Genomic DNA, 13448 nt, shown 5'->3' with positions numbered 1-13448 from the left:
GCACTCGAGGCGGCGCGGCAGTGGGTAACCCCCATCTTCCTGCCGAAGTACACGTCCGAGAGTCTCAACTGGATTGAGGGCTTCTGGGGCCACACCAAGGACACCTTCTTCAGTCGCATGCTGACGAAGAAGCGCGACTCCTTCTATGCTCAGGCCGTCAGTCGCCTACAGCAGCTGAGCCGGCCCGGCGTGCTCCGGACTCTTCTCCGTCCTGCTCGCCGGACCCCTGAAAGAACTTAGTTCCTATGGCTTAGGTGGGCAGAGTCCTCTCAGGGGTGCTCTCGCGGTAGGAACGAGGCACCTTCCGGTCGAGTTTCGTCCCGACTGGTACGACCATCGGACCAGTCGCGGGAAAACGCGACCGGTGCCTCCCCCCTGGCAGGAGCTGGCCCGGAGGGTCTGGTGGGCTCAGGTCTGCTCGGGCGCGACGGGCAGCGGGTGGACGCTCTCGAAGAGGGCGTTCACCGCCTGGGGCACCTCGTCCGGAGCGGTCGTGGGCCAGGTGGCGAGCATCATGAAGACGTGGCCGGGGCTGCCGTCGCGCACCACCACCCGGCCGCGCACGTTGTCGCCCACGGCGAAGTCGAAGCCCACGGCGCTGTCGGACATGGCCAGCGGCTCGGGGTCGCTGGTGACGAAGCCCGGCTGGCTGCGCAGGCCCAGGGTGAGCTTCTCGGCGAATTGGATGGGAGAGGCCACCGCGGGCGCCACCTGGAGCACCACCTGGGCGCCGCTGGTGCGGTGGCGCAGGACGACGGGAATGGCGAGCCCCTCGGGCGTCTGCTCATCCGTCTCGTCCAGCATCCAGTCCCCGCCGGGCTGGGTGAGCTCGAAGCCCAGGGCCTGGTGCACGTAGTGTCGGGAGCCGGACTCCTCGGAGCCCAGGGACTGTTCCCGGGCCGCCACACCGGAGCCACCCGTGCCCGTGTCCGCCGGCTCGCGCACCGCGTGCTTCGCCCCGCTGCATGCCGTGCACAGCGCGATCAGGCCCCACCCCAACAACCGCCTTGCGTCCATGTGTTCTCCCCCGGCCCGATGGCCTGGGGCCCAACGTGGGGACGGGGGGCAGGCGTGGCCAGGGGGCCAGCTCACGCGCCGGGGGCGGCTGTCAAGCGGCGGAAACTTCGTCGGCGATCGCACGTGCAGCGGCCAACGGGTCCGCCGCGGTGTGGATGGGACGGCCCACCACCAGCAGATCCGCCCCCGCACGCACCGCGAAGGCCGGCGTCTCCGCGCGGCTCTGGTCTCCCTTCGCCGCGCCCGCGGGGCGGATGCCCGGGGTGCACAGGAAGGGCGTGGGGCCGAGCTCGCGGCGGAAGGCCTCGGCCTCGCGGGGCGAGCACACCAGCCCGTCCACGCCCGCGCGCACGGCCAGCCGGGCCAGCCGCAGCGCCGCCTCGTCCGGAGCGCCGGAGAGGCCCACCGAGGCCACGTCCTCGGCGGACATGGAGGTGAGCACCGTCACCGCGAGCACCCTGGGCGCGGCATGGCCCCGGGCAGCGGCCCCCTCGCGAGCGCCCTTCACGGCGGCCTTCAGCATGGCCTCGCCCCCGGCGGCGTGCACGGTGAGCAGCGAGGCCCCGAGCGCCCCGGCCCGCGCGGCCGCCAGCTCCACGGTGTTGGGGATGTCGTGCAGCTTCAGGTCGAGGAACACCCTGGCGCCCAGCTTCAGGAAGGCGGCCACGGCGGCCGGGCCGTGCTCGACGAAGAGCGACAGGCCCACCTTGGCGTAGGCCACATGGGGGGCCACCTGCTGGTAGAGGCGCAGGCCGTCCTCCAGCGGCAGGTCCGCGGCGAGCGCGAGCCGGGCCCGCGCCTGGGAAATGTCCGTCACGAGAGTCCCTCCTGGAGCTCGCGGTAGCTGCGGTAGAGCCGCTCGGACATCTCGCCCGGCAGCACGTTGCGCGCGGAGAAGAGCGCGTAGGAGACGAAGGCGTCGATGGCCTCGAGCGTCATGGCGCGCGCCAGGGCCCCGTCCCCGCCGGAGACATTCTGGCGGATGCGCGCCACGTCCACCCGGCCGTCCGGGCCGAGCGTCACGCCCTCGTAGGCCGTCTCCAGTCCGGGCTGGGGCGACTCGAGGAAGCCGCGCAGCAGGTCCGGGTTGGCGCCGGCCAGACGGATGGCGGTGTGGATTTGAGCGAGCAGCACGTTGAAGCGCTCCTCGGGGCTGAGGGGGGCCACGGGGGGCGGGGGCACGGCGAGGAAGGTGCCGGAGGCGCGCCGGGGCATGGGGGGCCCGGCCTTCTGCTGGAGCACGAGCGACCCATCGCGCGAGCGCTCCTCCACCCAGGTGAGGAAGGAGAAGAGGCTGCCCTCCCAGAAGGAGCGCAGCGCGCCCAGCGTGGTGCCGTGGGCGGCCCGGGCGAGCAGCGCCTCCTCGCCGGGGGGTGGAAGCTCGGAGCCGGCCACCACGGGCGTCTCGTCGGGGAAGTGCCTGCGCAGCCGCGCCACCCCCTCGCCGCGTTTGATGCCCTGGAGGACGAGGTCCTTGCCGCGCTCCTGGAGCTTCACCGCGTCGGCCTCGGGCGGGCGGCCCTCGAGGAAGAGGAAGCTGCCCTCGGACATCTCGAAGAGGTTGAGCATCACCTCGCGCACCAGGTACGTCATGGCGCTGTAGAGGTTGGCCTCGGAGAGGAAGCCCTCGCGGGTGAGCACCGCGCCGATGCGCAGGGTGGGCGTCACCTTGCCGAGCGCATGGTGGAGCTGCTCGGGGGTGACGAGCCCCAGCCGCACCACCACGGCGCCGAGCCGCTCGTGGGGGACGCTGGAGACGGCGAAGACGGGCTGCCCGTCGCGGAAGGAGACGGTGCGCTGCACCAGGCCGCTCTGCACGACGAGCTGGCCGCTGCGGATGCCCGAGAGGATGTGGCCGAGCACCTCCTCCACCGCCAGCGAGCTGAGGCTGCCGGCGAAGAAGCCGGAGAGGGAGGAGGACTCCCGCAACAGCACCATCCCCTCGGGCGAATGGAAGTGCGCCGCGAGGGGATGGTGGGGGGAGAGGTTGGCGGCGAGCGGGCGCTCCAGCTCGAGCGTGCCCGGCTCACCGCTCAACCCCAGGCGAGGCGTGGCCTTGGGCCGTGTCGCCACGCGCGCGGGCTCCTACTTCTTCCCCTTCAGCTCGTCGTCGATGATGTTCTTGAACTCATCGAAGGGCTGGGCGCCCGAGATCAGGATGCCGTTGATGAAGAAGGCCGGGGTGCCGTTCACGCCCGCCTTCTGTCCGTCGGCCATGTCGGCCTGCACGGCGGCGGCCTTCTCACCCGAGTCCAGGCACTTGTCGAACTTCGCCGAGTCCAGGCCCGCCTTCTTGGCGTACTCCTTGAGCTTGGGGACCTCGAGCTCCTTCTGGTTGGCGAAGAGCGTGTCGTGCATCTGCCAGAACTTGCCCTGGTCATTGGCGCACAGCGCGGCCTCGGCGGCCTTGGGCGCCTGCTTGTGGAACTCCAGGGGGAACTGGCGGAACACCAGGCGCACCTTGTCGGGATAGGCCTTCAGGACCTCCTCGACCGTGCCGATGGCGCGGCTGCAGAACGGGCACTGGAAGTCGCTGAACTCCACGATGGTGACGGGCGCGCCCTCGGGGCCCTTGGCCGGGCCGGTGGCGGCCACCTGCTTGCGCTCCACGGGGGCCTTGGGCGGCTCGGGCAGGGTGATCTGCACGTTGGCGTTCTTCTTCAGCTCGCCGACGAACTCGCGCGCGCGCTCCTGCTTCTTGGAGCCGGTGAGGAAGTCGACGATCTGCGGCTTCACCTGCTCGAAGGTGGTGCCCGGGGGCAGCCGCTCCTTGGCCTCGTCGTACAGCTTCTTGATCTCCGCCTCGGGCGGCTGCGGGACCTTGTCGTCGACCTCGGCCTTGAACAGCTGCTCCTGCGTCATGTTGCGCTTCTTGGCCTCGGCCTCGACGATCTTCTCCGTCACGACGTTGTCGACGCCGCGCTTGCGCATCTCGTAGCGCTGCTTGTCGAGGTTGGCGAGCTGATCCTTGATGCGCTCGTTGACCTCGCCGTAGGTGACCTTCTGGCCGTCCCCGTAGGTGGCCACGACCGTGTCCGGCGTGGGCTCGGCCGGGGTGGCGGAGGTGGGCGAGGGGTTGGGGTTGGTGGCCGGAGACTGGCCCTTGTTGCAGCCAGAGAAGAGGGAGACCGCCAGCAGCGCGGCCAGGAGGGTGGAAGTAGAGCGCATGAGCATGGAAAGGGGTCCTTAGTCGAGAAAACCCCGGACCCGCAAAGAAATTTCTCAGGCCACGTCTCAGGCCACCAGCGGCTCGAGGCCGAGCTCCGGCAGACGCAGCTCGGGCAGCTCCAGCAGCTTGCGCGCCGGGACGAGCTCGTAGCTGGTGGGATCCGCCAGGACGGCCTTCACCAGCTTCTGGTTGAGTGCGTGGCCCGTCTTGAAGGCCTTGAGGTGGCCGACGACAGGGCGGCCGAAGAGGGAGATGTCACCCACGGCGTCCAGAATCTTGTGGCGCACGAACTCGTCGGGGAAGCGCAGGCCGTCGGGGTTGAGGATGGAGAACTCGTCCACGACGATGGCGTTGTCCAGCGAGCCGCCGCGCGCCAGGCCCATCTTCTTGAGCATCTCCACGTCGCGCAGGAAGCCGAAGGTGCGCGCGCGGGAGATTTCCTTGGCGAAGCAGCGGTCGGAGAACTCCAGCTCGAAGGACTGCTCGGTGATGAGCGGGTGCTTGAAGTCGATGGTGCAGGAGATGCGGAAGCGGCTGGAGGGAGAGAGGCTCGCCTCCTTGTCCCCGTCCACCACGGACACCGTCTTCTTCATGACGAGCAGGCGGCGGGGCTCCTCCTGCTCGCGCACGCCCACCTCGGCGATGAGGGCGGCGAAGGGCGCGGCGCTGCCATCCATGATGGGCACCTCGGGGCCGTCCAGCTCCACGCGCACGTTGTCCAGCCCCATGCCGGCCAGGGCGGACATCAGGTGCTCCACGGTGCTCACCTTGACGCCGTCCTTCCCCAGGGTGGTGGCCAGGGAGGTGTCCACCACGAACTCCGTCAGCGCGGGGATGGCCACCGGGCGGGACGTGTCCGTGCGCACGAAGACGATGCCGTGGTTCACCGGCGCGGGCAGCAGCGAGAGGTTCACCGGCGCGCCGGAATGGAGCCCCACGCCCTGGCAACGAACGGGTTGGGAGAGGGTGCGCTGGTTGTAGGAGGTGTGAGCCATGGTTCCGTGTCGCCTCTTCGATGCGGGTACTTCCGTCAATGTTCACTGCCCATCTGACGCGCCGCGTATCGATGCAAACCACACGCCATGAAGACCCCACCTGGGAGGGGGACCTCCGAGGCCTCCAGGGAGTCCCAACCGCTCGGAATCCCTCGGGTTTCTGGCTGGCCTGCGCGGGGCACCGAAGCGTCCGGTCCCCCCCTTCCCCCTCGACTCGCTGTGCACCTACCCCACCACCGTGACAAATGTGTCCGGACTTCCACATGCCGCCCTTCGTCGTCCGGGCGCGTCATGGAGCGACCCAATAACGCAGGCGGCTGCCCGGAATCAAACGGTTGACGGACGAATCCGTGACATGCCGCGTACTTGCGGTGACGGATTCCTTACAGATGCATCCCTCGCGGCCCCGCCTGGCGGGTGCCTGGCGGGTGCCTAGCGGGTAGCAGCCAGGAAGCGATCGCGGAGCAGCTCGGCCTCGGCCCGGTCGAAGTTGAAGCCCCGGAGCTGGGCGCGCCGGCTGACGGCGGCGAAGGTGTTCTCCAGCACCATGGAGAAGCCGCGCAGGTCCTCGATGAGGCGGGTGCGCACGGCGGGGCCCTCGGGCGGCCAGGGCAGCTCGGTGAGCAGCGCGCTGAAACGGTCGAAGGCCTCGTAGTCCACGTAGCGCAAGAGCTGGTAGCTGCCGTCCTGGAAGTAGCCGAGGAAGGCCACGATGCTGGAGATGACGGCCTCGGCGGACGCCACGTCGTCGTTGCGTAGGTGCCCCTCGGCGCCGCGGCACAGCTGGGAGAAGACCCACAGGTCCTTGCGCAGCCGCTCGGCGGCCTCCATGGGGGAGGCGAGCTGCTCGAAGGGGGCCTCGCCGGAGGCGGAGCCGGGCGCGAGCGCCTCGGTGAGGGCCACCACCTGGGCCTGGAGGACCTGGGTGAAGGCGTAGGAGGCGCGGGCGGCGGCGGCGCGGTCGCGGTCCAGCTCCACGAGGATGTCGCGGGCGATGCGCTCCGTCTCGCGGGCGATGTCGCGGGCGGCGCGCAGGCACGCGGCCTGGAGGGGCTTGGGCCCGGCCTTGGGCGCGAGCTCGTTCTTCAGGTAGCCCACGAGCCCGAGCGCCTCGCTGCGCACCAGCGCGAGCACCACGCGCACGCGGCGGGGAATGGGGCCCTGTGCGTCCTGGCTCACGTAGGCCAGGTAGTGCAGCAGACGGAACAGGCCCAGGTAGGCGGTGGTGTAGAGCGGCCGCGTCTCGGCCGGCACCGTGGACAGCAGCGTCAGCAGGCGCACCGAGCGCAGCCGGTCATACTCCAGGCGGAACTCGGTGAGGCGGAAGGGCCGGAAGTAGCGGTTGAGGACGATCTCCCGCAGGACGAGGTTGCCCACGTCGTTGAAGAGGCTCAGCCCGCACACCGGCAGCTGCAGCAGGTGGTCGATGAGGTTGCGCAGCGACTCGAAGGACTGGCGCAGGACGAAGAGGCTCTCCTGGGGCGTCTCCTGGTCGCGCTCGCCTTCGATGCGCGAGCGGCGCATGTTGTCGTCCGCGAGCTGCGTCTCCACGTAGCGGCGGAACTGGAGCTTCTGGGTGGAGTCCGGGTCGAGCAGGTGGCGCGCCAGCCGGATGGCCTGGCTGAGCGTGGCGCGCACGTCCTTGAGCTCCTCGCGGAAGTCGCGGGTGACGAGCGGCTGCTCCTGCGAGTCGATGACGCCGTTGTCGTGCAGGTGGACGTAGCGCTCCACGGCGCGCAGGAGCATCTCGAACTCGAAGAGGAGCTCCTCGCGGGCCTCCACGGGCAGGGCGCGCAACCAGCGCTCGCGCTCGGCGAGGAAGCCGCCGCGGTTGCCCTGCGTGGAGCGGACGAGCTCCTCGTAGAAGTCACGGGGGACGCGAGACACGCGAGGCGGCGGGACGGCGGTGGCGGAGGTGCTCACCAGAGGGACCCCTGCCCACCCGAGGTGGGCGCCTTCTTGTTGAAATAGCTGTACGCCAGGTGCGTGGCCGTGCGGCCCCGCGGCGTGCGCTGAAGGAAGCCTTCCTGGAGGAGGTACGGCTCGTACACGTCCTCGATGGTATCGCGCTGCTCGCCCACCGCGGCGGCGATCGTCTCCACGCCCACCGGGCCCCCGCCGAACTTGTCGAGGATGGTGAGCAGGATTTTGCGGTCCATGGCGTCCAGGCCCGAGGCATCCACGCCGAGCCGGGTGAGCGCCTGGGCGGCGAGCGCCTGGGTGATGCGGCCATCGCCCTCCACCTGGGCGAAGTCGCGCAGCCGGCGCAGCAGCCGGTTGGCGATGCGGGGCGTGCCGCGGGCGCGGGTGGCGATCTCCCTGGCGCCCTCCCGCTCCAGCTGCACCCCGAGGATGCGCGCCGAGCGGTTGAGGATGAGCTCCAGGTGCTTGGGCTCGTAGTACTCGAGCCGCTCCTGAATCTGGAAGCGGTCGCGCAGCGGCGAGGTGAGCAGGCCCGTGCGGGTGGTGGCGCCGATGAGGGTGAAGGGCGGCAGATCAATCTTCATCGCCCGGGCGGCGGGGCCGGTGTCGATGGTGATGTCCAGCCGGAAGTCCTCCATGGCCGGGTAGAGGTACTCCTCGATGGCGGCGTTGAGGCGGTGGACCTCGTCGATGAAGAGGATGTCGCGCTCGTTGAGGTTGGTGAGCAGGCCGGCCAGGTCGCCCTTGCGCTCGAGCGCGGGGCCGCTGGTGACGTGGATGCCCACGCCCAGCTCGGTGGCCATGAGGTAGGCCAGCGACGTCTTGCCCAGACCCGGAGGCCCGGAGAAGAGGCAGTGGTCGAGCGCCTCCCCGCGGCTCTTGGCCGCCTGGACGTACACCTTGAGCTTCTCGACGACGGCGCTCTGCCCCACGTACTCGTCGAAGGTGCGCGGGCGCAGCGACGCCTCGACGCGCACCTCGTCGTTGAGCGCCTCTCCGGAAAGTGTGTCGTCGGACTTCCGCTTCGCCTTCGCCATACCTCTCAACCCTCTGTCATCACCCTACCAGAACGGACCCGGTGTCGCGGCTCCTCTCGCGGCGCTAGACTCCGGCCCCCCGCCGTCAGCCCGCCTGCCCAGGGAGCTTGCCCCCGTGAAGGGACTCGTCTTCGAACTCTCCATCCCCAAGTACGTCCTCGCCAAGGGGATTGGGGGCATGTACCCGAAGGTGCACTATGGGCGCGGCAGCTGCCTCTCCCTGCGCGAGCTGGCCTCCCCCACCCTGCCCGGGCCGGACTGGGTGCGGCTGCGCCCCCTGCTGAGCGGACTGTGCGGCTCGGACATGGGGACGCTCTTCTTCAAGATGAGCCCCCAGAGTGAGCCCTTCAACAGTTTCCCCGCCGTGCTGGGCCACGAGGTGCTCGCCGAGGTGACGGAGCTGGGCCCCCAGGCCCGAGGCGTGGAGGTGGGCCAGAAGGTGGCCGTCAATCCACTGCTGCCCTGCCGCCTGCGGGGCATCCAACCGCCCTGCAAGCCGTGCGCGTCCGGCCAGGAGAACGGCTGCGAGAATACCGCCGAGGGCTGCCTCGCGCCGGGGCAGATGCTGGGCTTCCAGAAGGACCTGCCCGGGGGCATGGGGACGGAGATGGTGGCGCACCCCTCGCAGCTCCACCCGCTGCCGGAGGGGGTGGGCGACACGGCGGGCGTGCTCGTGGAGCCGCTGGCGGTGAGCCTCCACGCGGTGCTGAAGGTGCCGCTGAAGGACGACGACCGGGTGCTGGTGATTGGCGGAGGGCCGGTGGCCTTCGCGTGCCTGTGGGCGATTCGCGCGCTGGGCTCGCGCTGCCACGTGACGCTGCTCGCGGCCGAGGACTACCAACTCGCGCTGGCGAAACGGCTCGGGGCGGACGAGGCCTTCCGGGTGATGCGCGACGACACCGCCGAGGCCGAGGAGGTGGCGCGGCGCACGGGTGCGAAGGTGTACCGCCCCATCCTCGGCCCGCCGGCGCTCATGGGCGGCTTCGAGGTGACGTTCGACTGCATTGGCAGCGGGGCCTCGGTGCGGGACGCGCTGCGCTACACGCGCTCGCTGGGGAAGGTGGTGCTGGTGGGGGCCGCGGGGATTCTCGAGCGCGTCGACTGGACGACGGTGTGGCGCAATGAGCTGACGGTGCTCGGCTCCTACGTGTACGGCCCGGAGAGCTTCCGGGGCGAGCGAAAGCACACCTTCGACCTGGTGCTGGGACTGCTCGCCCGCCGGGAAGGTCCGGACCCGAGCATGCTGGTGACACATACCTTTCCGCTCGCGCGTTACCAGGAGGCCATCGAGGCCAACCTGGCGCGTGGCCGCTACCAGTCCGTGAAGACCGTCTTCGACCTCAGGGTGAACCCATGAACTCCTCGTTCCGTCCCCTCCCCTTCCTCGCCGAGGCCCGCGCCGAACCGGTGTCCGGACCGCGCCTGCAGAAGCTCCGCCGGGCCGCGCAGGAGGCGCGCGAGGCCTTCACCGCCGGGGGCCCGGTGGCGGCGCTGGCCACGTGCGACCTGGTGACGTTCCCCTACCCCACGCAGTTCGCCTTCAGCGGAGGAGCGCTGTCTCCGGCGCCCTACGTGATGATGACGAACCGGATGCAGGTGGTGCAGTACATGGAGGACGGGGCGACGCGCACCCTGCTCTTCAACCCGAGCGACTACGAGCGCGGCCAGGCGGCGCCCTTCTACGCGTCGCTGCGCGAGAAGTACGGCGACTTCATCTCCGACAAGCTGATGACGCGCAGACTGGCCACGGTGCAGAGCCACCTGGCGGCGCTGGGGCTGGTGCCCGAGGACGTGGACTACATCGCGTTCGACCATCTGCACGTGCAGGACGTGCGGCGGTGGCTGGGCGGAGACGGCGAGCCGGCGTACTTCCCGAGGGCAAAGCTGCTGGTGCAGCGGGCCGAATGGGAGTCGGTGAAGAACCTGCACCCGTTCGAGAAGGTCTGGTACGTGCCGGGCGGGACGGAGGGCGTGCCCGAGGAGCGCGTGGTGCTGCTGGACGGAGACGCGTGGCTGGGCCGGGGCGCGGCCATCCTGTCGACGCCGGGGCACACGATGGGGAACATGTCGCTCGCGGTGGCCACGGACAAGGAGGTGTTCGTGGTGAGCGAGAACGGCGTGGCGACGGAGAGCTACACGCCGCTGCAGTCGAGCATCCCCGGCGTGCGCGCCTGGGCCGAGCAGATGGGCTGGGAGGTGGTGCTCAATGGCAACACCCGCGAGAGCTCGCTGGAGCAGTACACGTCAATGATTGTCGAGAAGGTGTTCGCGGGCCCGTCGCGAGTCGAGGGCGCGTTCGTGAACTTCCATCCCTCGTCGCTGCTGACGAGCGCGCTGGTGGCGCCGGGCCTGTCGCCCACCATCACCCTGCCCTCGCCGAACCACGGCGACATCCGTCGGACCACGGCCGCCCGCCGAGCGGCGTGAAGGAGGCTCACGAGCCATTGTCCCTCTAGAGCAAAGCCTTAACAACACTTCACTAGTCCCTCAAAAATCGAACAAGCGCGTAAGTACTTCAAAGAAACTTCGGAGGAACAACCCGCCCACGTATTCGAGATGAAGAGAATGTAACTACCCATCACGCTTCCCACAAAGCGGCGAACGCCCCAATGCTTAGAGAAATAGAACTAGAGAACTTCAAGCCATTCAGCTCAAAACAAAGGTTTCCCCTATCAAAAATCACTTTAATCTACGGTCCCAACTCAGGGGGCAAAAGCTCCATCATTCAAGCACTGGTCCTAATGAAGCAGTCACTTGACCCTCTCGGCTTCCTGGGACATGGCCTCATGACGCGCGGGCCCTATATTGATCTAGGGAGCGTCAATTCAATACTACATAAACATGAAAATCAAAGATTATTCAAAATATCCCTAAAATATGACGCACTCGAAACTCGAAAACAAATCATTCCGCAGCCTCCAGATGCAGACATCACCAGGGAGATCACCACAACATATCGTGCGGCCCGAAGCCGAAGCCTACGCACAGAGCACGATTCTGAACTCGCTCACGTAACATACAAACTCTCCGGTTCAAAGAATCTCGACCTCCACCTTCACAAGGCAAAACAGCAAACCCAAGAGGATCTGAATTGGCCTTCTGATGCCGTAATTTTTCATTGGGACAACTCGGCATCAGTGCGCTCACTAGCTCACTATCTCACGCAGAACACAGACAGCTATGAATATCAACTACTCGCAAGAGAAAGACGGTTTACAGCACAAAATTACGAAAATATCATCACCAAAAGCGTTCTTCTTGCACCAGAAGGCCTTCCTTCACGCCTTTCCAACCGAAGGGACGTGAATACCCAAGAATCATACTATGTGCAATTTCAGGCCGAGAGAATCCTGACTGGCATAACAGCCGAATACTACTCGCTACTAGGTTCAATCTACTACCTAGGACCACTGAGAAGCCACCCTGCTCGCCACTACCTGTCAATCGGGGGGAAGGCAGACACCGTAGGTGCCAAGGGAGAATACGCTCCACAAGTGATATTTCAATACAGGCGCCAAATAGAAAAAAGGGTAAACGAGTGGTTTGAGCAGTTTGGGATTCCGTACCACTTAAGGGTGAGTTCTATCGGGAATGAAGTTACCGGCGAACTAATTGCAATGTCGCTTCTCGATAGAAGAACCAATGTGGAAGTCGCTCCCGCAGACGTGGGCTTCGGGATTGGCCAACTCCTGCCCATCATTGTCGAGGGAGTCGTATCTCGAAATAGAATTCTTTGCGTCGAGCAGCCTGAGATTCATCTCCATCCCAGGTTGCAAGCATCAGTGGCAGATCTTCTAATAAAAACGGCTGGGATTACAGACCGCGAACAAGACCGCCATCTTCAGAGCCGAGACAACCAGTGGATCATAGAAACCCATAGCGAAGCACTGATGCTTCGCATCCAGCGACGCATTCGGCAAAAAGCAATCAAAAACACCGATGTTTCCGTGATTTATGTTGACCCCGCTGGAGAAGGAGGAAGCCGAATAATACCGTTGAGACTCAATGAGGATGGTGAGTTTATCGACGAGTGGCCCCATGGGTTCTTTGAAGAGGGCTATCGAGAGCAATTCGACCTGGGCGACTAATGCTTGTGCTCTTCAGTATCGATCCTGACGCATTGGGAACAAGTTACGCGGACATAGTAACCCATCGCGCCATTCACAGGCGATTTCTTGACTTTTGGTTACGATCTGGCGTTCTCATTGCAGACAAAGACAAGGACCTACCAGAACTGGTATCTGCAATTGAGCGCCTCCCCCAAGAGCTCAGAAAGCGATGGGAGCTTGTCCTCCAAAAAAGGAAATTTCGATCTGGAAGCCCTAACTGGCTTCCACTAAACCAATTGAGCGCTCCATCACAGTTGCACCATTATTTCGGAAAAACCGATCTGCTGGCTTTGGATGAAGTTCGTGCAATGGAGGTAGGGGTTCCAACGGACGAGTGCTCCATCCGATTGGGAAATCCAACCGTAGAATTGTGCCGTTTCGATTGCGTGGATCAGAGCGAATCTTTCAATCTCTCAAAACGACTTTCCTCTGAGCCAATCCGAGCCAATCAGAAAGTATCCTTACTCTGGAGAGAGCGCTTCTTACATCTGGCGAAACATGCCGATGGAAACGTAACGATTGTCGATCGTTATGCAGGGGAGCGTCATCTCGAGAGACGTGACGGGTTTAGCGGACTAAGAAAATTCCTCACGGGAGTGGATGCTGGCATGACGGGGCGTATCGTGGAAATATTCACGGCCAGTGTTAACCGCTCCGCTGCCGATATTCTTGCGTCCGCACAAGCACTAGCAAGCAACCTGCGCCAAGGAGGAATTAGCGAAATAAAAATACATATCTCACAAAATGCTGATTTCTCCAGAGTTGCGCACTACAGATATGTCCGCTTCGGAAACTTCGTCTGCTTGCTAGATGTTGGCCTAGAAGTTTTCGAAGGGGACGAAGTCTTCAGGGAGTGTCCATTTTCGATGCGACAATTCGACGCTCAAACACAAGACGGCGAGAGCCAACTACGTTCGGTCTCTACGACTCACAAGCTGAAGTAATCGGGTTCGTCTACGAAAGAGGAACACCGACAAGTCCCTCAGCGCACGAACCATGGGGGCCTGGACGAGTGCCGTGCTGCTCGGAGCCGAGTTCGTGCACACTACCGCAGAGCCCCCCTCCCGCGCAGTCTAGTACTACAGTTGTACTTCCAAAACAGATTGAGAGGCGTCGTGCTGGCCTCGACATCATGGCGGAACCGCGCCTTCCGGCAGGCGGACCTCGTCACTCGTAGGAGTAACGGCGCCGCCTTGAC

General features: G+C 65.8%; 11 protein-coding genes. 4 read left to right on the top strand and 7 right to left on the bottom strand.

All coding sequences use genetic code 11. From position 1 onward, the window contains the following. Window positions 1–408: 408 nt before the first annotated feature. From ACJ8AN_RS10815 to ruvB, 7 genes are all read right to left on the bottom strand, one after another. The gene (locus ACJ8AN_RS10815) at window positions 409–1017 is read right to left on the bottom strand and encodes a hypothetical protein (RefSeq protein ID WP_407755204.1); all 609 of its coding nucleotides are present in this window, start codon (window positions 1015–1017) and stop codon (window positions 409–411) included. A 91-nt stretch (window positions 1018–1108) separates the two neighbouring features. Then, window positions 1109–1834, bottom strand: a complete 726-nt coding sequence (gene pyrF / locus ACJ8AN_RS10810; RefSeq protein ID WP_407755203.1) for an orotidine-5'-phosphate decarboxylase — start codon at window positions 1832–1834, stop codon at window positions 1109–1111. Further along, on the bottom strand, window positions 1831–3090 hold the full coding sequence (locus ACJ8AN_RS10805; protein WP_407755202.1) for a DUF4388 domain-containing protein: 1260 nt from the start codon (window positions 3088–3090) through the stop codon (window positions 1831–1833). Before ACJ8AN_RS10805 ends, pyrF begins: the two co-directional genes overlap by 4 nt. A 12-nt stretch (window positions 3091–3102) precedes the next feature. Next, window positions 3103–4191, bottom strand: coding sequence for a thioredoxin domain-containing protein (locus ACJ8AN_RS10800; protein ID WP_407755201.1), 1089 nt, complete (start codon window positions 4189–4191; stop codon window positions 3103–3105). Window positions 4192–4251: 60 nt separating this feature from the next. Beyond that, complete coding sequence (gene lpxC, locus ACJ8AN_RS10795) at window positions 4252–5181, bottom strand: UDP-3-O-acyl-N-acetylglucosamine deacetylase (RefSeq protein ID WP_407755200.1); 930 nt, start codon at window positions 5179–5181, stop codon at window positions 4252–4254. Window positions 5182–5613: 432 nt separating this feature from the next. Continuing rightward, window positions 5614–7104 carry a hypothetical protein gene (locus ACJ8AN_RS10790; RefSeq protein ID WP_407755199.1) on the bottom strand — a complete coding sequence of 497 codons (1491 nt, stop codon included), beginning with the start codon at window positions 7102–7104 and terminating at the stop codon, window positions 5614–5616. Then, window positions 7101–8141: a Holliday junction branch migration DNA helicase RuvB gene (ruvB, locus tag ACJ8AN_RS10785; RefSeq protein WP_407755198.1), complete on the bottom strand. Its 1041-nt coding sequence runs from the start codon at window positions 8139–8141 to the stop codon at window positions 7101–7103. Before ruvB ends, ACJ8AN_RS10790 begins: the two co-directional genes overlap by 4 nt. Window positions 8142–8256: 115 nt before the next feature. Between ruvB and ACJ8AN_RS10780 the strand changes: the two genes are divergently transcribed. The 4 genes from ACJ8AN_RS10780 (at window position 8257) to ACJ8AN_RS10765 (ending at window position 13194) form a co-directional block, all read left to right on the top strand. After that, window positions 8257–9498 (top strand): zinc-binding dehydrogenase, encoded by a 1242-nt coding sequence (locus tag ACJ8AN_RS10780; RefSeq protein WP_407755197.1) that lies wholly within the window; start codon window positions 8257–8259, stop codon window positions 9496–9498. Beyond that, window positions 9495–10568: a hypothetical protein gene (locus tag ACJ8AN_RS10775; RefSeq protein ID WP_407755196.1), complete on the top strand. Its 1074-nt coding sequence runs from the start codon at window positions 9495–9497 to the stop codon at window positions 10566–10568. Before ACJ8AN_RS10780 ends, ACJ8AN_RS10775 begins: the two co-directional genes overlap by 4 nt. Before the next feature lie 182 nt (window positions 10569–10750). After that, entirely contained in the window at window positions 10751–12229 is a 1479-nt protein-coding gene (locus ACJ8AN_RS10770; protein WP_407755195.1) for an AAA family ATPase, read from the top strand. A gap of 275 nt (window positions 12230–12504) precedes the next feature. Continuing rightward, window positions 12505–13194, top strand: coding sequence for a hypothetical protein (locus ACJ8AN_RS10765; protein WP_407755194.1), 690 nt, complete (start codon window positions 12505–12507; stop codon window positions 13192–13194). Window positions 13195–13448: the final 254 nt, after the last annotated feature.

The organism is Archangium sp. (assembly GCF_045802675.1).
Taxonomy (GTDB): domain Bacteria; phylum Myxococcota; class Myxococcia; order Myxococcales; family Myxococcaceae; genus Archangium.
This window is presented reverse-complemented; position numbering and strand designations above follow the sequence as displayed.

Coding starts and splice junctions, on each gene's coding strand:
- ACJ8AN_RS10815 (WP_407755204.1), bottom strand. CDS start 1,017: ATGGACGCAAGGCGGTTGTTGGGGTGGGGCCTGATCGCGCTGTGCACG.
- ACJ8AN_RS10800 (WP_407755201.1), bottom strand. CDS start 4,191: ATGCTCATGCGCTCTACTTCCACCCTCCTGGCCGCGCTGCTGGCGGTC.
- lpxC (WP_407755200.1), bottom strand. CDS start 5,181: ATGGCTCACACCTCCTACAACCAGCGCACCCTCTCCCAACCCGTTCGT.
- ruvB (WP_407755198.1), bottom strand. CDS start 8,141: ATGGCGAAGGCGAAGCGGAAGTCCGACGACACACTTTCCGGAGAGGCG.
- ACJ8AN_RS10775 (WP_407755196.1), top strand. CDS start 9,495: ATGAACTCCTCGTTCCGTCCCCTCCCCTTCCTCGCCGAGGCCCGCGCC.
- ACJ8AN_RS10770 (WP_407755195.1), top strand. CDS start 10,751: ATGCTTAGAGAAATAGAACTAGAGAACTTCAAGCCATTCAGCTCAAAA.